12 protein-coding genes and 1 other annotated feature are annotated in these 21419 nt (G+C 33.5%); of the genes, 10 read left to right on the top strand and 2 right to left on the bottom strand.

What is annotated here, in order from left to right; all coding sequences use genetic code 11:
* Positions 1-133 precede the first annotated feature (133 nt).
* The gene (locus N4A68_10545) at positions 134-4381 is read left to right on the top strand and encodes a 2-hydroxyacyl-CoA dehydratase (GenBank protein ID MCT4564731.1); all 4248 of its coding nucleotides are present in this window, start codon (positions 134-136) and stop codon (positions 4379-4381) included.
* A 123-nt stretch (positions 4382-4504) separates the two neighbouring features.
* On the opposite strand, the gene proC is transcribed toward N4A68_10545, so the two are convergent.
* Entirely contained in the window at positions 4505-5302 is a 798-nt protein-coding gene (gene proC, locus N4A68_10540; protein MCT4564730.1) for a pyrroline-5-carboxylate reductase, read from the bottom strand.
* A 267-nt stretch (positions 5303-5569) separates the two neighbouring features.
* On the bottom strand, positions 5570-5749 hold the full coding sequence (locus N4A68_10535) for an aspartyl-phosphate phosphatase Spo0E family protein (protein ID MCT4564729.1): 180 nt from the start codon (positions 5747-5749) through the stop codon (positions 5570-5572).
* A gap of 337 nt (positions 5750-6086) precedes the next feature.
* On the opposite strand from N4A68_10535, the gene N4A68_10530 reads away from it, so the two are divergent.
* The 9 genes from N4A68_10530 (at position 6087) to N4A68_10490 (ending at position 21377) form a co-directional block, all read left to right on the top strand.
* Positions 6087-8540 (top strand): PAS domain S-box protein, encoded by a 2454-nt coding sequence (locus N4A68_10530; GenBank protein ID MCT4564728.1) that lies wholly within the window; start codon positions 6087-6089, stop codon positions 8538-8540.
* Positions 8541-8754: 214 nt separating this feature from the next.
* Complete coding sequence (locus tag N4A68_10525; protein MCT4564727.1) at positions 8755-9714, top strand: HD domain-containing protein; 960 nt, start codon at positions 8755-8757, stop codon at positions 9712-9714.
* Between the two features lie 295 nt (positions 9715-10009).
* Positions 10010-10220 (top strand) — a binding site (T-box leader).
* Between the two features lie 214 nt (positions 10221-10434).
* Positions 10435-13557 (top strand): isoleucine--tRNA ligase, encoded by a 3123-nt coding sequence (ileS, locus tag N4A68_10520; GenBank protein MCT4564726.1) that lies wholly within the window; start codon positions 10435-10437, stop codon positions 13555-13557.
* A 90-nt stretch (positions 13558-13647) separates the two neighbouring features.
* Entirely contained in the window at positions 13648-14061 is a 414-nt protein-coding gene (locus N4A68_10515) for a bacteriohemerythrin (GenBank protein MCT4564725.1), read from the top strand.
* 163 nt (positions 14062-14224) lie between these two features.
* Complete coding sequence (locus tag N4A68_10510) at positions 14225-14905, top strand: DUF4397 domain-containing protein (GenBank protein ID MCT4564724.1); 681 nt, start codon at positions 14225-14227, stop codon at positions 14903-14905.
* Between the two features lie 694 nt (positions 14906-15599).
* Positions 15600-17438, top strand: a complete 1839-nt coding sequence (locus tag N4A68_10505; GenBank protein ID MCT4564723.1) for an ABC transporter ATP-binding protein/permease — start codon at positions 15600-15602, stop codon at positions 17436-17438.
* 100 nt (positions 17439-17538) lie between these two features.
* A complete protein-coding gene (locus tag N4A68_10500; GenBank protein MCT4564722.1) occupies positions 17539-19371 on the top strand; it encodes an ABC transporter ATP-binding protein/permease in 1833 nt (610 codons plus the stop codon).
* Positions 19372-19415: 44 nt separating this feature from the next.
* Positions 19416-20432: a beta-lactamase family protein gene (locus N4A68_10495; protein ID MCT4564721.1), complete on the top strand. Its 1017-nt coding sequence runs from the start codon at positions 19416-19418 to the stop codon at positions 20430-20432.
* A 195-nt stretch (positions 20433-20627) separates the two neighbouring features.
* Positions 20628-21377, top strand: coding sequence for a peptidylprolyl isomerase (locus N4A68_10490; protein ID MCT4564720.1), 750 nt, complete (start codon positions 20628-20630; stop codon positions 21375-21377).
* Positions 21378-21419 lie beyond the last annotated feature (42 nt).

Genomic DNA, 21419 nt, shown 5'->3' with positions numbered 1-21419 from the left:
GACAGTTATACCATAGGAAACAAGCTTGGAATATTGGAATATTAGATTTACCTAGATTATCCATAGAAAATTCAAAGCTGCCTAGGAATTAGAAAACTATCTATGACTAATCTCGGTTTAAGGGGGACAAGAGATGGGCAAAATATTGAATGTTGGGCTAGATGTAGGCTCCACGACTGTAAAGATGGCTGTCTTGGATGAGAAAGGAAATATTTTATACAAAAAGTATAGTAGGCATTTTTCAGATATAAAAAGTACTGTAATTTCTATGCTTGAAAGTGCTAAGGAAATATTGCAGAAAAAACTTATAACAGTAATGATTACAGGTTCTGGAGGTTTTAATATATCTGAAAAGCTTAATGTACCCTTTATTCAGGAAGTAATGTCTTGTACAAATGCGATTGAAAACATGATTCCAGATACAGATGTGGCTATTGAGCTTGGTGGAGAGGATGCAAAAATAACTTACCTTGGAGATTCAATTGAACAAAGGATGAATGGTACATGTGCCGGTGGAACCGGTGCATTTATAGATCAAATGGCATCACTCTTGCAGACCGATGCATATGGTCTTAATGAATTGGCAAAAAATCACAAGATCATTTATCCCATAGCATCAAGATGTGGAGTGTTCGCAAAGACTGATGTTCAGCCTTTGTTAAATGAAGGTGCCGCAAAGGAAGATATTGCTGCATCTATACTTCAAGCAGTGGTTAATCAAAGTATAAGCGGATTAGCCCAGGGAAGAGCTATTAAAGGAAATGTTGCCTTTTTAGGCGGCCCGTTACACTTTATGTCTGAGCTTAGAAAGCGATTTATAGAAACCCTAAAGTTAAAGGATAATAATGTGATCTATCCAGAGGATTCCCAGTATTTTGTAGCCATAGGAGCTGCATTGTCCTCTAGAAAAGAGGAACCCGTTCCCTTTGATTGTATCTACGAAAGAGTTCCTGGTATATGTAAATTGGGGGATAGAGAAGATGTTGATATGCAAGCCCTATTTGCTGATGAAAGTGAATATCAGGAGTTTAGGGATAGACATGGAAAAAATAAAGTTAGAAGAGTAGATTTAAATACATATGCAGGTAAAGCTTTTTTAGGAATAGATGCTGGTTCTACCACAACAAAGCTGGCACTCATAGATGAAAAAGGAGGACTATTATACTCCCATTATGATAGTAATATGGGAAATCCATTGGAATCCACTATTAATGCTTTAAGGGATTTGTATAGTAAATTGAATGATAATATACAAATAGTTAATTCGGCAGTTACTGGCTATGGCGAACACCTTATAAAAGCTGCTCTTAAGATAGATATTGGGGAGATAGAAACCGTAGCACATTATAAAGCTGCAGACTTTTTTCTTCCAGGGGTGGAATTTGTTTTAGACATTGGCGGGCAGGATATGAAAAGCTTAAGGATCAACGATGGGGTTATAGATTCTATTATGTTGAATGAAGCATGCTCATCGGGGTGTGGCTCATTTATTGAAACCTTTGCTAAATCCCTAAATACGGATGTAAAAACCTTTGCATCAGCAGGTATTAAATCAAAGCATCCTGTTGATTTAGGAACAAGGTGTACAGTTTTTATGAATTCTAAGGTGAAGCAGGCTCAGAAGGAAGGCGCTGATGTTGAAGATATTTCTGCTGGCATTTCAATTTCAGTTATAAAGAATGCTTTATTTAAGGTTATCAGGCTAAGAAGCCCAGAGGAATTAGGAGAGAAAGTTGTTGTTCAGGGTGGAACTTTTTACAATGAAGCAGTCCTAAGAGCCATGGAAAAAATAATTGGGAGAGAAGTCATAAGACCTGATATAGCAGGGTTAATGGGTGCCTTTGGAGCGGCACTGATTTCAAAAGAGCGTTATAAAGGGACCTATAAAAGCACTTTATTAAAGAATGAAGAACTAAGGTTATTTAATATGGAAACATCTATGAAGCGGTGCGGTCTATGTGGAAATAATTGTTTGCTGACAATTAAGGAATTTTCAAATGGAAGAAAATTCATTTCGGGAAATAGATGTGAAAGGGGAGCTGGAATAGAGAAAAGGGAAAATGATATTCCAGACCTCTATGAATATAAATATAAGAGAGTATTTGCCTATAAACCTTTATCCAAACAACAAGCTATTAGGGGAACTATAGGCCTACCAAGAGTACTAAATATGTATGAAGACTATCCATTTTGGTTCACATTTTTTACTGAACTCGGTTACAGAGTAGTGATTTCTGGTAGATCATCGAAGAAAATATATGAACTGGGAATGGAGACCATACCCTCTGAGTCAGTATGCTATCCGGGAAAGCTTGTTCATGGGCATATCACTGATTTGATTGGAAAAGGGGTAAACAAGATATTCTATCCTTGTATTCCTTATAATAGACAAGAAGATAAGGCATCAGGGAATCATTATAATTGTCCTATAGTCACCTCTTATCCTCAAATAATAAATGCCAATATGGATATTCTTAAAACAAATAAAGTTACATTTTACTATCCCTTTTTACCCATTGATAAGCCTAAAAAATTACTATGGCGGTTAATGGAGGAATTGAAACAAGAAGGTATAACAAGGGGTGAAATGAGTAAAGCCCTTGAAAAGGCATATAAAGAATTGGATTCATATAAAAACGATGTAAGAAAAAAAGGTGAAGAAGCCATAAAATATATTAAAGAAAACAATATTAAAGGCATAGTATTAGTAGGTAGGCCCTACCATATTGATCCAGAGATTAATCATGGGATACCGGAGATGATAAAATCCTATGGCTTTGCTGTTATATCAGAGGATTCCATAGGACATTTAGCCAATATAAAGAGGCCCCTTCGTGTTATAGATCAATGGGTATATCATTCAAGAATGTATGCGGCGGCTACATTTGTATCTGGGCAGAAGAATTTAGAGCTTATTCAGTTAAATTCCTTTGGTTGTGGACTGGATTCAGTAACTACTGATCAGATTGAAGAAATATTAAAGGAATATGGTAAAATTTATACCCTGTTAAAGATTGATGAGATTAGTAACATAGGTGCAGCTAGGATTCGTATAAGATCCTTAATTGCTGCAATAAAGGAAAGGGATAAAAGAGATTCTGGGTCAAAGCAATTGGTAAATAGACGAGATAGAATAGTATTTACTAGAAAAATGAAGTTGAACCATACTATCCTTGCTCCTCAAATGTCACCTATACATTTTCAGTTTCTAAAAACTGGATTTCAGAAATCAGGATACAATATAGAAATATTACCTTCAGTTGATAAGTCAGCAATTGATGAAGGACTAAGATATGTACATAATGATGCTTGTTATCCTGCAATAATAGTGGTAGGCCAAATTATGAAGGCCCTCAAATCCGGCAAGTATGACCCCCATAATACTTCTGTGATGATTAGTCAAACAGGTGGAGGCTGCAGAGCAACCAACTATATTGCATTCTTGAGAAAGGCTTTAAAGGATACAGGATTAGACAATGTACCAGTTATTTCCCTTAATGCAGGTGGGCTAGAAAAAAATCCGGGCTTTAAGGTGACGCTTCCAATGCTAGATAATCTCATGATGGGGTTAGTATATGGGGATATATTAATGCGTGTATTATATAGGGTAAGACCCTATGAAAAGGTAGTAGGATCAGCAAATAAGCTTTATGACCATTGGGTAAATAGATGCCAGAGTGCATTGATATCAGGAACTAAAAAGGAATTCACAGAAAATATTCGAGGAATAGTTAATGATTTTGACAAGCTTGAGATTCATGGGGATTTAGCTAAACCAAGGGTGGGCGTTGTAGGTGAAATTCTAGTTAAATTTCATCCCACAGCTAATAATAATATTGTTGATCTTTTAGAAAAGGAAGGTGCAGAGGCTGTTGTGCCAGATCTGATCGATTTTCTATTATACTGTGCCTATAATAGCAGGGTCAGATATGAAAAGCTGTCAGGAACATATGGTAAGATGATGATTAGTCAGGTTGGCATCAAATTAATCGAGTTTTATAGAAGAGAAATGAGAAAAAATCTGAATAAAAGTAAACGATTTGAAGCACCCAAAAAGATTCATGAGGTGGCAGAAGGGTCATCAAAGCATTTATCCTTGGGGAATCAAACCGGTGAGGGATGGCTTTTAACGGGTGAAATGATTGAGCTTATAGAGAGTGGAGTAAATAATATAGTTTGCCTTCAACCCTTTGCTTGCTTACCGAACCATATAACGGGAAAAGGCATGATAAAGGAACTTAGAAGGACATATCCTTTAGCCAATATTGCCGCTATTGATTATGATCCCGGTGCCAGTGAGGTGAATCAGCTTAACCGTATAAAGCTAATGCTTTCAGTAGCATTTAAGAATTTAGATAAAGAAAAGAATTTTGCAATATAGGGTTTGACAGTCCAGTATACGCTACGGCCTCTGGGTTTCAGCACGCCTCGAACTTCAAATTGGTAGGTTGCCTGACATCTTGTTGACTTTGTCAACAATCTGAAATTAGATTAGCTAAGTTAGCTAATCTAATTTTTTAGTTTTTTCATAGCAAGAAATCATTGCTTCAATAATTGCATTTCTAAAGTTTCTTTTTTCAAGCACAGCAACAGCTTCTATAGTAGTTCCCCCGGGAGAGCAAACTGCGTCCTTTAATTCCCCAGGATGGGAGGCGGTTTCTAAAACCATTTTTCCTGCGCCTAAAACCGATTGAGCTGCTAGTTTATAAGAGAGTTTTCTTGGCAGACCAATTAATACACCTGCGTCGGCCATGGCTTCTATCATCATATATACATAGGCAGGAGAACTGCCAGAAATGGGAACAACAGCATCCATAAGTTTTTCCTTTAATATTTCTACTTCGCCAAAGGAATTGAAGATACCTATTATTTCTTTTTTCTCCTTTTCACTATATGGATCCTCAGAAAAAGAAATAATACTCATTCCCTCACCAACTAAAGAAGGTGTGTTGGGCATGGATCGTATTACCCTTGTACTTTCACCTAAAATTTGTTTTATAGCTTTAATCGTAATACCTGGTGCTATACTGATGATTACTTTATCTGGTGTCATAGAACCTTTAATTTCTTCCAATACCTTTTTGTAAATCTTAGGTTTTATAGCAATAATAATGTACTTTGACTTTGAAGCTATTTCAGCATTTTTTTCAAAACTGGAAATTTTTAACTGATCGGATATTTCCTGTCTTATTGTGGAACTCGAATCAGTAAAAATAATACTATCTTCATTTTCTTTTGATAACAATCCTTTAATCATAGCCCTTCCCATATTACCTGCACCAATGAAACCTATACAATTCATTTCTTTCCCTCTTTCTGCATTTATTACGTTATCATAGGGCACCTATACTAAAAAATATACTTAAGCACACGTTATATATTATACTCTAATAGAAAGAATTTACATAGGAAAATAGAAGATAATTATGTGAGGAAATTGCATAACTCTTACTTGGCACAATTGCATAATATATGTGGTATAGCTTTGAAGATTTTTAAACTACATGTAGTAGATGGTTTTTATAGAAAGTAATTATGCAATTTGCTTAATAGATTTTTACCTTCTATTTTAAATCAATTTTTGTTTAAGGTATTGCACTAAAACTTTATCTAGTACTTGACTTATCTCAATGATTTCGGGAGCGCTTATATCTCCTTTAGATTCAATAAGCTCATGCATCACAGATCGTAATGATTGTATCTTCTTTTCTAATAACTTTAAATTCTCATAGGAATTTACTGAGGTCATTTACATCATCCTTTAATATAGAATTATAATTTAATTATACTCATTATTAATGTCATATAATGTCAAAAAAAGAGTTTGAATTGATAAAAATTAAATATTAGCGAAGTTCCAATAAAAATAAGGGAAACATTGTTTTTATAGCATGAATTTGCAAGAAACTTCACTTTTTTAGTGTTTTAATTAGTATTTCTATAATTTTAAAAAGTATTTGGATATAAATTGAATAAAATAGCAAATTTATGTAATTCATGGTAGGAATTATAGGCAAAATGTTGAATACTTAAAATAGTTAATAATTTCTAAAAATGTGCCGGCATTTAAAGGGGGGAGCTGTTGAGTGCTACAAAGAACTAAGAAAGAGATTTTATCTGAATTATATAAAAAGGAACAAAGAATTAAAGACCTCGAAAATAAAATTTCAGAATTACATGTTGAGGTATCCGCCAATGAGAAGAGTCAAATATGTAAGCTTTTTTTTGAGAATTCAAGGGAAGGGTACATGCTCTTAGAAAATGGTAAAATCATGGATTGTAATGATGCTGCAGTTAGTATGTTTGGATATGAATTAAAACAGGATTTGATAGGACACATTCCATTTGACATATCTCTCACTAAGCAAGCTCAATGGAGTTCTCCAAAAATGAATGATAGTATTTATAGTGGGTTTCAGAATAAAAAATATACTTTCAATTGGATAATTCAAAGAAAAGATGGTAATGAGTTGCCCGTGGAAGTGTGTATAACTAAGCTTCTAATTCAAACTAAAATTATATTTTGTGCTGCTTTAAGGGATATTAGTGAAAGAATAGCTATGCAAAGGATACTTGAAGAAAATAGACAATTATATCAAAATGTTTTTGAAAACAGTCATAGGATAATGATACTAGTTGAGCCATGTCACGGTAAAATATTTGATGCTAATAAAACTGCATGCTCCTTTTATGGATATAGTAAAGAACAAATGACCAATATGTATATTTCACATCTCAGTATGTTGAATAGGGATATAGAAACTGAAAACTCCATAAAAGCAGCTATTGAAGGTAAAAAGGATAGTTTTTACATCAGACAACGGGCGTCTAATGATGAGATAAGATTTGTAAAGGTCCATTGTAATAAAATAAAATATAAAACTAGAGAATTAATATGTTTTAGTGTTCATGATTTTACTAAAATGGAAAAAGTTCTAAATGCCCTAGAAGAAAGTGAAAAAAAATATAAAGAGCTATTTAATAAGGCAAATGATGCAATTTTCCTATATAAGGTAGATGAAAAAGGAATACCCCATAATTTTATGGAAGTAAATGATATTGCTTGTAAAAGACTTAACTATAGTAGAAAAGAATTATTGAATATGACTGTAAAGGATATTAAACCGGATAATCATTACAGTAATTTTTATAACAAAATCAATAAAGTTGATAAAGAGGGTCATATCACATTTGAGTCTGTACACATATCAAAATATGGTGATAAAATACCCGTAGAGATTAATTCCCACAAATTTGAATTGTTTGGTGAAGAAGTGATACTTTCTATAGTCAGGGATATTACAAAAAGAAAATGGATAGAGAAATTTTTGCGTGAAAGTGAGGAGCGAAATAGAAGGTTGGTTGAGCTTTTGCCAGATCCAATAATATTACAAAAAGATGGCAGAATTCTTTATACCAATCAAGCCGCAATAAAATTTTTAGGAGCTGAAAATAGACATTCTTTCATAGGCAAAAATGTCTTAGATTTTGTGGATATATATCCAGGAGACGATATAACACTTATTATGAAAAATTTGAAGAATGAAGCAAATAATTTTTCCCTATTTAATGAGCTTAGACTAATAAGAAAGTCTGACAACGAAGTCTTAGAAGTCGAGATTGCATCAACGATTTTTAATTATAGTAATAAGCAAGCTGTGCTTATATTACTTAGGGATTTAAGGGATCGTAGAAAGGCAGAAAAATATATTAAACTGTTTAACGATGCCATTAAATATGATAAACTAAAAACCCAGTTTTTTGCAAACCTTTCCCATGAATTAAGGACACCACTTAATGTAATACTAGGAACTATACAGATATTGATGATGTATGTAAACGAAAAGCCATTACAGGATATACAAGAGTGTGTACGTAATAGAATAAAGGTTTTAAAGCAAAACTGTTATAGGCTGCTTAGGCTAGTTAATAATTTGATTGATATAACTAAGATAGATGCTGGATATTACGAGCTGCACCTACAGAATCAGAATATTGTAAGTATTGTTGAGGAAATAACCCTTTCAGTAGCAGAATATATTGAACATAAAAAAATAAAGCTTGTATTTGATACTAATATTGAGGAGAGAATCATCGCTTGTGATCCTGATAAGATTGAAAGAATAATGTTAAATCTTCTATCAAATGCCATTAAGTTTACGGACCCCGGTGGGAGCATACTAGTAAATATATATGATAGGGGAAGTAATATAATTATTGCAGTTAAGGATACGGGTATTGGGATCCCAAAGGATAAGATAGATATTATTTTTGAACACTTTAGACAAGTGGATAAGTCATTTACTAGAAATCATGAGGGAAGTGGAATAGGGTTATCCTTAGTAAAATCATTGGTTGAAATGCATGGTGGGGCCATTACTGTAAAAAGTGAATGTGGCAAAGGCAGTGAGTTTATTATTGACCTACCAGTAGAGACCCTAGAAACCAAGGATAATATAATCAGAGAGGCTAATAAAAACGAACCAAAGGGTGATCTTATAGAAATAATTAATATAGAGTTTTCAGATATATACTCATAAATGTTATAATATAAATGATTGAGAAAATTGCATAACTCTTACTTGGCGGAATTGCATATACGAATATCATCCTTGATTTAATTGCTTAAGATATAAGCATATTTGATGGTATAGCTTTTAGGATTTTGAAACTACCTGTGGTAGATGGTTTTTATAGAAAGTAATTATGCAATTTGCTCGATTAATTAAAAGTATAGAGGAGATATATGTTGATATGAAAGTTATTGATTTTAAAGTTGGAGATTTTATTGAAGGGTTTTATCTCGTGAAGTCTATGATTTTAAAGACCTCAAGTAATAATAAGACCTTCTTGGATTTTAATCTTGCCGATAAGACAGGAGAAATTAATGCTAAATTATGGGATTATAATAAGGGAGATGAACACAGATATTCAGAGGGAAAACTAATTAAAGTAAGGGGTAATATATCTGAATGGCAGGGGAAACTACAGTTGAAAATTATGAAACTAAGACTTGTTAATGATGATGATGGTCTAGTGATAGATGATTATGTACCCTCTGCACCACAAAAACCACAGATTATGTATGAAACTATATTAGGATATATACAGGATATTAATAATAAGGATATCCATGATATTGTAAGCTATATGTTTAAAGAAAGTAAGGATAAATTGATGTTTTATCCAGCTGCAAAGTCAAATCATCATGCAATACACGGTGGACTTCTTTATCATATTTTAACAATGCTTAGAACAGCTGAAAAAATATGCGAAATATATACATTTTTAGATAGAAATTTACTATTTGGAGGGGTTATACTCCACGATCTTGCTAAGCTTGAAGAAATGGATTCAAATGAGCTTGGAATAGTTTCATCATATACTAGTGAGGGTGAATTATTAGGACATATAATTCAAGGCATAAAAAATATTGAAAAAGTATCTGAGAGACTTGGAGCCGATAAAGAAATAACAACTTTACTTCAGCATATGATTCTTTCACATCATTATGAACCAGAATTTGGAAGCCCTAAAAGACCCATGATTCCAGAGGCTGAGATTTTACATTACTTAGATGTAATTGACGCAAGAATGTATGATATGAGAAAAAACCTAATAGGTACTAAGACGGGAAGTTTCTCCGATAAGATTTGGACTTTACATAATAGAAAGTTATATAAGGCAACATATAATGATTATGAAGAAGAATAGAAGTTATGAAGTACACTGCATTTGAGTAATTGAGTATAGGATAAAAGAATTAAAAGTAGGAGTAAGATGACCAGTTTATTTTTTGAATATGCCTTAAGGAGTATAGAAATTTAAAAGAAGGCAAGAATACTTGATGTAGCTGTATAATTCTATTCTAGCTCCCCTAGGGTAGATATAAAAATGTTTGTTTTCAATAAATTTGTAGAAAACAAAAAAAAATTTTGACAAAATATGATTTTTTAAGGTATTATTATTAATAAAGTAAATTGTATATACCTAAATAAATTCAATAAGGTTAATGGCTATGATGAGGAGAGTAGTTTAGAATATACTTTTTAGAGAGATGATCCTAGGCTGAAAGATTATCGATGTATATCTTTATGAAAATCACCTTTGAGCCGGATATCTGAAACCCAGTAAGATATCTCGCTGAGTGCGTTAAATTCTAATAAGTGATAGGTTTTACCTATAATTTGGGTGGTACCACGGAGAATTTCGTCCCTAAGTCTATTGACTTAGGGACTTTTTTGATTAAAGGTCATTTTGAACCTTAACTCTAGATTAGTCATAAAAAGTTTGAAAATATTTATGGAAGTATTGAATTTTCTATGAATGATCTAGGTAAACCTAAGGGTTAGGCTTTATTAGACCCAAATGGAAGAGCTTAATGCTTGAAACTTGGAACTTATATCTTGCAACTAATATAGGAAGGGTGAAAATATGAAGAAATTTGAAGAATTATTGAATTCATCAGTTAGTGAAAATGAAAAAGAAATATCAAAGTTTTGGGATGATATTGATATCCTCCAAAAATGTGTAGAAACTCGTGAAGGACAAAAATCCTTTGTATTCTATGAGGGACCACCGACAGCCAATGGGAGACCAGGTATCCACCATGTAATATCTAGAACATTAAAGGATTCAGTATGTAGATATAAGACTATGCAGGGTTATCAGGTAAAGAGAAAAGCTGGATGGGATACCCATGGATTGCCAGTTGAGATTGAAGTTGAAAAGCAGTTGAATCTCAATAACAAGCAAGAAATAGAAGCCTATGGACTTGATAAGTTTAATGAAAAATGTAGGGAGTCTGTTTTCAAATACGAAGGACTATGGAAGGAAATGACTAAGCGTATGGCCTATGCCATAGATCTTGAAAATCCCTACATTACTCTTGACAACAATTATATTGAAAGTGTGTGGTGGATTTTAGACAAGTTTAATAAAGAAGGCTATATATATGAAGGTCATAAAATTCTTCCCTATTGTAGCAGATGTGGAACAGGATTAGCAAGTCATGAGGTTGCTCAGGGCTATCAAGAAATCAAGAGTAATACTGTTGTAGTTAAATTCAAAGTAAAAGATAAAGAAAATGAATATTTCTTAGCATGGACAACTACTCCATGGACTCTAGCTTCAAATGTTTGTGTTACTGTTAACCCAAATGTAACATATGTAAAGGTAAAGGCCCAAAATGGAGAGCTTTATTATCTAGCTAAAGACCTTGCACCTTCAGTTATAGAAGGAGAATATGAGGTTATAGAGGAATATAAGGGCAAGGATTTAGAATATATGGAATACGAGCAGCTTATGCCCTTTGTTAAGACCGATAAAAAAGCCTTTTTTGTGACCCTTGCTGATTATGTAACTACTGAAGATGGTACTGGTATAGTTCACTCTGCTCCAGCCTTTGGTGAGGATGACTACAATACTGGTATGAGATATGGTCTTCCTGTTCTTCAACCTGTAAGTGAAGAAGGTAAGTATACTACTACTCCTTGGGAAGGCATGTTCGTTATGGATGCCGATATAGAGATTATCAAATGGCTTTATAACGAAGGAAAACTTTATAAAAAACAAAAAGTAGCCCATAATTATCCCCATTGTTGGAGATGTAAGACACCACTTCTTTATTATGCTAAGCCAAGCTGGTATATTGAGATGACAAAGCTTAAGGATAAGCTTATTGAAAATAATAATGGTGTTGAATGGTATCCAGGCTATGTTGGAGAAAAGCGTTTTGGAAACTGGCTTGAAAACTTAAATGATTGGGCTATATCAAGAAGTAGATATTGGGGAACACCTTTAAATATCTGGAGATGTGATGGTAAAGACTGTGAACATACTACAAGTATAGGTTCAAGAAAAGAATTAGCCGAGAGAGCGATAGAAGATATTGATGAAAGTATAGAGCTTCATAGACCCTATGTGGACGATATCCATATTAAATGTGAAAAGTGTGGAAGTACTATGACAAGGGTTAAGGATGTCATTGACTGTTGGTTTGATAGTGGATCGATGCCATTTGCACAACATCACTATCCATTCGAAAACAGTGAAAAATTCTTCGATGAATTTTTTCCAGCAGACTATATATGTGAAGGTATAGATCAAACAAGGGGATGGTTCTATTCACTTCTTGCCATTTCAACCTTTGTTACTGGAAAATCATCCTATAAAAGAGTCTTAGTTAATGACCTTATTTTAGATAAAGAAGGTCGAAAAATGTCTAAGTCTAGGGGAAATACTGTTGATCCATTTTCACTATTTGATAAGTATGGTGCAGATGCCCTTAGATGGTATCTACTTTATGTATCACCGGCTTGGACTCCAACTAAATTTGATGAAGAAGGACTTAAGGAAGTTCAAAGTAAATTCTTTAGTACAATCAAAAATGTGTATAATTTCTTTGTATTATATGCAAATACTGATGGTATAAATCCAAAGGAATTCTTTGTTCAGTATAAGGATAGACCTCAGATAGATAGATGGATATTATCAAAATTCAATAGTCTTTTAGAAACGGTTTCACAGGATCTACAATTATTTGACCTGACTAAGGCTGTTAGAAAGATACAAGAGTTTGTAAATGAGGATTTATCCAACTGGTATATAAGACGTTCCCGTAGACGCTTCTGGGCTACAGAATTAACTGAGGATAAAAAAGCTGTTTACAACACAACCTTTGAAATATTAGTAGGTATAAGTCAAATGGTTGCACCATTTGCTCCATATCTATCGGAAGAAATATATAAAAATCTTACTGGGGATATGTCGGTTCATCTTAGCGATTATCCTACTACAAATCAAGATTTAATTGACCTGAATCTAGAAGAAAAGATGGATCTTGTTAGAAATCTTGTTAAGCTTGGTAGAGCATCAAGGGAAGCAGTTAGAATAAAAGTTCGCCAACCTATACAAAAGGTAATGGTAGATGGAAAATATGAAGAATTAGTATCTGATTTAGTTCCACTTGTAAAAGAAGAACTAAACGTTAAGGAAGTAATATTTGCTAAGGATTTAAAAGAGTTCATGAACTTTAGTTTAAAACCAAACTTTAGAGTTGCTGGGCCAAAGCTAGGTAAGAATATAAAAGCATTCGGTAAGGTTTTAGGTGAATTAGACGCGTCAGTGGCGGCACCTAAGCTCGAAAATGGTGAAACTATCACAGTTGATTTAGATGGGGAAGCCTTTGAAGTTACAAATGAACTTGTTATGATAAATATTTCTGCTAAGGAAGGCTTTACAGTAGAAATGGAAAATAATCTATTTGTAATCTTAGATACAACCTTAAATGACGAACTAATCAACGAAGGCTTTGCTAGGGAGTTCATTTCAAAGGTACAACAGCTTAGAAAAAATAATGGCTATGAGATGATGGACAATATCAAGATTTATTTTGATGGGGATGATGAAATAGCTAAGGCAGTAGAAATTTTTAAAAGCTATATTAAGGAAGAAACATTGGCTGTAAGTATTGAAAGAGTTTCAGATGACAGCTTTGAAAAGCAGGACTTAAATGGTCATGGAACAGGAATTAAGCTGGAGAAATTCAACAGCTAATAAAAATATTGTGCCTTAAAATATAACCTTTGAAAAACCTATATTTTAAGTATGTTAGTAACAAAAAAAGAGAAACAAAGGGGGGATGAAATGTTTAGATGGAGAGAAATGTATTCATGTAATATTGCTGAGATAGATAAGCAGCATAAAAGGCTGTTAGATATCGGTGCCAACTTACATGCTTTAGTTCGTTCTAAGGATGATGGAGACCATTACGATGAAATTATTGAGTTCATAGATGAGCTAAAGGAATATACGGTTTATCATTTTAAGTCCGAAGAAGAACTGATGTATAAATATGGATATGAAGGTTTAGAAGAGCATAAGAAGGCACATGAAGCCTTTATTAACAAAGTTAATGAAATTGATCTAGGGGATATTGATGAAGACCAGAAAAAAGCTACAATGGATATACTTATCTTCATAGCTGATTGGATCGAAAAACATATCTTAAAGGTTGATCATAGGTATAAAGATTTTTTAAACGAAAAAGGAGTTTTTTAGTAAGGGTTAGAAAATTAAACTTAGAATCTGAGTATTTTCTCAAAAGGTTCAATGTGACAAAAACGAAAGCCGCTTTAGCGGCTTTTGTTTTTGTCACATTTTTAAAATACTGGAATATTCTATTAGTGAAGATCAAAATAGTATTTTGAGAGGTGTTGAAACGATGTTTGGGTTTTATAATTTCTATCCAATGAACCTATATAGAGGTGATTTTTATAGGAGAAATACTCTGCCTGTAGATGTAACCTATACTCGAATTTTTCATGCATCCCCAGATGCACCACCTGTAGATGTATACCTAAATAATAGACCTGTAGTTTCAAATCTAAAGTACAGAAGCTTTACAGAATATCTTCCATTGGCTCCAGGAGTATATAATGTAAAGGTTTATCCAGCTGGAACAACCACGAATCCAGTTATAAACACCAATATAAATGTACCTGGCAACACTATCCTAACAGTAGCTGCTATCAATAAGCTTGAGGATCTAGCATTATATGCTATAGAAGATACACCTATGCCAGTACCAATGGATAAAGTATACTTAAGATTTGGTCATTTATCTCCAAATGCACCGGCTGTTGATATCAGATTACCAGATGGAACTAATGTATTTGAAGATGTGGAATATAAAGAGATTACAGACTATGATTTACTAGATCCAGGAATATATACCCTAGATGTATATGCAGCTGGAACGGATAATAGAGTATTACATGTTCCAAATATTAATTTAAAGCCAAATAGATTCTATACGGTATATGCAATAGGACTTCTAGGAGAAAAGCCACCATTACAGGTAGTTATTCCTTTGGACGGTAATTCCTATATAGAGGTAAGATAATAGGACTGATGATTTATCAGTCCTTCAGGCAGTTGACAAATCCGAATTTCTTCGTTGTTGCTTCAATCCAGAACCCTTACGTATTTCTGTATACGCTACGGCCTCTGGGTTGAAGCACGCCTCGAACTTCAAATTTCTCAATTGCCTGCCATCTTGTTGACTTTGTCAACAATCTGTAGGACTGATGATTTATCAGTCCTTTTTTTATGTTTTTATATTACAGAATTATTACAATTTACAAAATTGGTTGTAAATTTTGCTAACAAATAATATACTGTATATGCAAATAGAAATTTACGATAGGAGGTCGTGTTGATGAAAGTTAAAAAATTAATCATTGGCAAGGGATTTAGATTTAAATATTCATATAAAACTTATAAAACTTATACAACGAATACGCGACCTAGGACTATCAGTATTGCTTGTTAGATATTTTCTAACTATAAAATAACTAGCAGAGTATAGCCATAGGTATGTGTATAAACCTATGGCTTTTGTTTTACATAGTTAGTGATAATAGTATGTCTATATAAATATCACTATTTTGATACACAAATAGACTAAAGCCATGGGTATAACTGCCCATGGTTTTTTTGTGTATTGAAGGGGGTAGAAAATGGTGATTAAGATTTAAAAGTAATTTATTGTGATTTTTATGAAGCAGAAGCTTATTGACAGAATTGGGGGAAAATAAATGAAGAAAATAAAGCTTTTATTTAAGTTTATGAAGGGAAATAGGCTCTTATATTTTGGAGCAGTATTAGCTATAGGCTTTGCAACATGCTTTGAGATATTAATTCCTCTTGTATTAAGGGTAACTATAGATTCTATTATAGGAGATAAACCAATGGAGGTACCTGTATGGATTGCAAACTTAATTCAAGCAAATGGTGGTAAATCAGTTTTACTACAAAATCTATGGTTATGTGGGGCTATTTTAGTAATATTAACAGTAATAAATGGTGCATTCTTATATTTAAAGGGTAAATGGTCGGCAGTGGCATCTGAATCCGTTGCTAAAAACATTAGAGAAAAGCTATATGACCATCTACAGCATCTACCCTTTGATTATCATGTAAAGGCTCAGACCGGCGACCTTATTCAAAGATGTACATCGGATGTTGAAACCATCAGAAAATTTTTATCTATCCAATTTGTTGAAATTGGCCGTGTTTTATTTATACTGGTATTTTCTATAGGGGTAATGGTTTCCCTAAATAGGACAATGACTTTAGTAGCAGTATCATTGATCCCATTAGTTTTTATATTTACCCTAGTATTTTTCTTTAAAGTTCAGAAGGCATTTAAGCTGTCCGATGAATCGGAGGCGAGGTTATCAACGGTATTACAGGAAAATCTAAGTGGGGTTAGGGTAGTAAGAGCCTTTGCCAGACAAGAATATGAAGTAGATAAATTTGATGAAAGAAATACAGAATATAGGGATGTAACCTATAAATTAATTAAGATGCTTGCTTGGTTTTGGTCATGTTCAGACCTACTATGCTTTCTACAAATAGGTGCAGTGTTAGTCTTTGGAGCCTATTTTGCTTCAATTGGAGTTATGACATTGGGAACGCTTTATGTGTTCATTAGCTATGAAAGAAAGCTAATTTTTCCTATAAGACAGATGGGAAGGATACTTACTGATTTAGGTAAATCCTTAGTGTCAATAGAACGTATAAATGAAATATTAGATGCAGAGCTTGAAGATGGATTAGATGAAGGGAAAAAACCTCAAATCAAAGGTGAGATAGAATTTAAAGACGTCTGTTTTCAATATGATGGAGATAGAACTATATTGAAAAATATTTCCTTTAATGTTAAGCCCGGGGAAACCGTAGCAATACTTGGTTCAACGGGAAGTGGCAAAACATCATTAGTGAATCTTTTATTGAGGCTATATGATTATAATGAAGGGAACATAAGGATAGATGGAATAGAGCTTAGGGACATAAATAAAAAATGGCTTAGAGAGCAGATTGGAATAGTTCTACAGGAACCATTCTTATATTCTAAGACATTAAAAGAGAATATTGGAGTTACTAAAAAGGATATAAAGGAGTCAGAAATATCCGAGGCTTCAAAAATAGCATCAATCCATGATGTAATATTGGATTTTGAAAAGGGATATGAAACCTCTGTGGGTGAACGTGGAGTTACTCTTTCAGGTGGCCAAAAACAAAGAGTTGCCATTGCTAGAACCATAATTAGAAATTCAAATGTATTAATATTTGATGATTCATTGAGTGCAGTGGATACAGAGACCGATTTGGCTATACGAAGAGCATTAAAGGAGAAAAGAAAGGATGTTACTACATTTATTATCTCCCATCGTATAAATACCCTTTCAGAGGCAGACCTCATATTAATTGTTGAAGATGGTGAAATAGTACAATCGGGAAAACATGAAGATTTAATTAATAAAGAGGGACTATATAAACGTATCTGGGCATTACAAAATTCCCTTGAGGAAGAACTGGATAAAGAAATAAAGACTTCTTCTGATGATAAATTGGAAGAGGCTGCTTCATAGGGAAAAGAGGAGATTGGAGAAAGGTTAAAGAAATTGGGAAGTAGCTTTGCCATGGAGACTGTCCCCATGGCAAAGCAGTAATAGGAAAGGATAGATATAAATGAGTGGGATAAAGGAACAAGATTATAATAAGGGCTTTGATTTAAATGTTTGGAAAAAATTATTGCAGTTTACAAAACCATATAAAAAAAATATGGGTTTGATTGGGGTTATGATGACAATATTAGCAGCTGTAGATGTGGCATTTCCAATGCTGACAAAGTATGCCATTGATAACTTTATAGTTCCACAAAAGCTTGAGGGCCTACGGGGGTTCATTTGGTGGTATGTTTTGCTAGTTGTTTTTCAGTCCATTGTGGTTTGGAAGTTTATTTCAGAAGCTGCAAAGGTAGACATGGGAATATGCTATGATATTAGGAAGGCAGGATTTCAAAGACTACAGGAATTATCATTTTCATACTTTGATCGAACCCATATAGGTTGGATAATGGCACGAATGACCTCGGATACTACGAGGCTTGGGGATACAATTGCATGGGGGTTAGTTGACCTTGTTTGGGGATTTGCAATGATGATTACAGTATCCTGTGTAATGTTATATATGAATTGGAAATTGGCATTACTAGCTTTAACAGTAATACCGTTTTTAGGCATTGTTAGTATTTATTTTCAAAAGAAAATCTTAAAATCCTATAGAAATGTTAGAAAAACCAATTCTCGTATAACAGGAGCATTCAATGAAGGAATAATGGGAGCAAAGACTACAAAAACCCTAGTAAGGGAAGAAAAAAATTTAGAAGAGTTCAGTGAAATTACTGGTAAAATGTATGGTTCATCTGTTAGAGCAGCTATCTTTTCTTCCATGTATTTACCTGTAGTAATAACTCTAGGGAGTATAGGCACAGCTTTAGCTTTATGGCAAGGGGGAGAAGGCGTAGTATTGGAAGTTTTGAGTTATGGGACCCTTGTGACATTTATTACCTTCACAATACAGTTTTTTGAACCAGTTAGAGAGCTTGCCAGAATATTTGCGGAGCTTCAATCGGCTCAGGCTTCAGCTGAAAGAATTATTTCTATGATTGAAACTGAGCCGGATATCAAGGATAACTGTGAAATAGTTAGTGTCTATGGGGACGTATTTAAACCCCGTAGAGAAAATTGGACTGATATAAAGGGGAATATAAACTTTAAGAATGTATCCTTTGCCTATAAAGAAGGGGAGAAAGTATTAGATACATTTAATCTTAATGTAAAAGCAGGGGAAACAATTGCATTAGTTGGAGAAACTGGTTCTGGAAAGAGTACCATAGTAAATCTAGCCTGTCGCTTTTATGAACCAACTGAAGGTGAAATATTATTTGATGGAGTGGACTATCGTAAAAGATCATTGCTATGGCTTCATTCTAATTTGGGATATGTTTTACAGACCCCCCACCTCTTTAGTGGAACAATAAAGGAAAATATATTATATGGGCGACTAGATGCAACCGATGATGAAATCATAAAAGCTGCTAAACTAGTTAATGCCCATAACTTCATAATCAAGCTAAAGGATGGATATGATTCTGAGGTTGGAGAAGGAGGAAGCAGATTGTCAACTGGAGAAAAGCAGTTAATATCCTTTGCAAGGGCGATATTAGCCAACCCTAAAATATTCGTACTTGATGAAGCCACATCCTCAGTTGATACGGAAACTGAACAGCTCATACAAAATGCCATAGGAAAAGTGCTAAAGGGCAGAACAAGCTTCATAATCGCCCATAGACTATCTACTATCCGCATGGCCGATAGAATCTTGGTTATTAACAAGGGTAAAGTTATAGAAGAGGGCAACCATTATCAGTTAATAAACAAAAAAGGATATTATTATAGGCTTTATACAAATCAGTTTATGGATGAACAGGAGTCGATGATGCTTCATAAAAGTAGTTAATATTATGAAATGAAAAATAAACAATAAAATTTGGGGGAATAAAAATGAAACTAAATTTAGATATAATAAAAAGCATTATTGATAGACAAAAGAATTTTTCTGGAGTTGTATTAGCACAAGAAAACGGAAGGACAGTTTTTGAGAGTGGATTTGGATATGCAAACAAAAGTGATCTTATTCCCAATACCGTATATACAAAGTTTGGTATTGCTTCAGGATGTAAGCTGTTTACATCAATAGCCATATGTCAATTAGTCGAAAAAGGTATAATTTCCTTTGATACATATTTAAAGGATTGTATGGATATTAGGTTTCCAAACTTTGATGAAAGTGTCACAGTTCACCATTTATTAACTCATAGTGCTGGTATTCCAGATTATTTCGATGAAGAAGTAATGGATGATTTTTCAGAACTATGGAAGGATAGACCTACCTATAATATTAAAGAGCCTAAGGACTTTCTACCGATGTTTCAGGATGGAAATATGGACTTTACCCCGGGGGAGAAGTTTAAATATAATAATGCAGGGTTTATTGTACTGGGATTGATTGTTGAGAAAAACACAGGAATGAAGTTTACAGACTATATTCAGAAGAATATTTTTGAGCCATGTGGAATGATGGGTTCAGGATATTTTTCATTAGACCAATTACCAAAGGATACAGCATATGGTTATATTAAAGATGAATCAGGGGACTGGAGAACCAATATATATTCTCTACCTATCATTGGTGGGCCCGATGGGGGTGCTTTTACAACAGCTAAGGATTTGTGCAAACTATGGGAAGGAATTTTTGAGTATAAGGTTTTGAGTAAAGAATTGACTGAAGCAATGTTAAAGCCTTATATTCAAGTTGATGGCGACTTTTATTATGGATACGGTATATGGATGATAAAAGAAGGTGATGACATATTCAAGTACTATATTATGGGTGAAGACCCTGGAGTAAGTATGATGTCTTCCGTATATCCCACAAGAAATTTACAGGTCACTATACTTGGGAATACTGAATTTGGTACTTGGGATATTGCCCGTGAAATTCAAGAAATGATTAAATGAGCAAATTGAATAATTACCTTCTATAAAAACTGTCTACCATATATATTATGCAATTGTGCCAAGTCATAATTATGCAATTTCTTCAAATAATATGGATACTTCTCATAAATAATAATTTTAAGCTCTTTTAGTATTGGACATAATAAATAATATCTGTTATCATAGCCATAGACTAACGAAAAGGAGAGTAAGTAAATGAGTGAAAACAAAATCTTAGCAACAGTTAATGGAAAAGAAATAACTGAAATGGATGTAAATGCACTTTTACAAAACTTTATAGCTCAAGGGAACATGAATTTTAATAGTGAGCAGGGTAAAAAGCAGATATTAGATGAGCTTATCAATCAAGAATTATTTTATAGTGAAGCCATAGAAAAAAGCTATGATAAGGAAGAAGAATTTATAAAAGAGCTTGAAATAAATAAAGCAAATATTCTTAAGAATTATGGGCTTAGAAAGGTTTTAAATAGTATAAATGTAACAGACGAGGAAGTAGTAAATTATTACAATGGTAATCCAGAAAGCTTCAAGACTCCAGAAAGCGTTCAAGCTAGTCATATACTTGTTAAGACTGAAGAAGAAGCAAATAATATATTAGATGAGATCAAAAATGGATCAGCCTTTGAAGAAGCTGCTGGAAAGTATTCATCATGCCCATCTAAAGCAAAAGGCGGTGACCTAGGCTTTTTCAATAAGGGACAAATGGTGCCAGAATTTGAAAATGCTGCTTTTAGTATGGAAAAAGGTGAAGTATCGGAGCCAGTAAAAACTCAGTTTGGATACCATATTATCAAGTTGGTAGACAAAAAGGAAGCAACTACTAGCACTTTTGAAGAAGTTAAAGATCAAATAAGACAGTTCTTATTGGGCAAAAAGCAAAATGATCTATACATAAGTAAAACTACAGAATTAAGAGACAAATATGAAGTGAAAATCAACGAGTAAACTATATTTATTCATTATGAAATACTGGGGCTGAACTCAACA

This window comes from Maledivibacter sp. (genome assembly GCA_025210375.1).
Classification (GTDB): Bacteria; Bacillota; Clostridia; order Peptostreptococcales; family Caminicellaceae; genus JAOASB01.
This window is presented reverse-complemented; position numbering and strand designations above follow the sequence as displayed.

Coding starts and splice junctions, on each gene's coding strand:
- N4A68_10515 (MCT4564725.1), top strand. CDS start 13,648: ATGTTTAGATGGAGAGAAATGTATTCATGTAATATTGCTGAGATAGAT.
- N4A68_10545 (MCT4564731.1), top strand. CDS start 134: ATGGGCAAAATATTGAATGTTGGGCTAGATGTAGGCTCCACGACTGTA.
- N4A68_10510 (MCT4564724.1), top strand. CDS start 14,225: ATGTTTGGGTTTTATAATTTCTATCCAATGAACCTATATAGAGGTGAT.
- N4A68_10505 (MCT4564723.1), top strand. CDS start 15,600: ATGAAGAAAATAAAGCTTTTATTTAAGTTTATGAAGGGAAATAGGCTC.
- N4A68_10500 (MCT4564722.1), top strand. CDS start 17,539: ATGAGTGGGATAAAGGAACAAGATTATAATAAGGGCTTTGATTTAAAT.
- N4A68_10535 (MCT4564729.1), bottom strand. CDS start 5,749: ATGACCTCAGTAAATTCCTATGAGAATTTAAAGTTATTAGAAAAGAAG.
- proC (MCT4564730.1), bottom strand. CDS start 5,302: ATGAATTGTATAGGTTTCATTGGTGCAGGTAATATGGGAAGGGCTATG.
- N4A68_10525 (MCT4564727.1), top strand. CDS start 8,755: ATGAAAGTTATTGATTTTAAAGTTGGAGATTTTATTGAAGGGTTTTAT.
- N4A68_10490 (MCT4564720.1), top strand. CDS start 20,628: ATGAGTGAAAACAAAATCTTAGCAACAGTTAATGGAAAAGAAATAACT.
- ileS (MCT4564726.1), top strand. CDS start 10,435: ATGAAGAAATTTGAAGAATTATTGAATTCATCAGTTAGTGAAAATGAA.
- N4A68_10495 (MCT4564721.1), top strand. CDS start 19,416: ATGAAACTAAATTTAGATATAATAAAAAGCATTATTGATAGACAAAAG.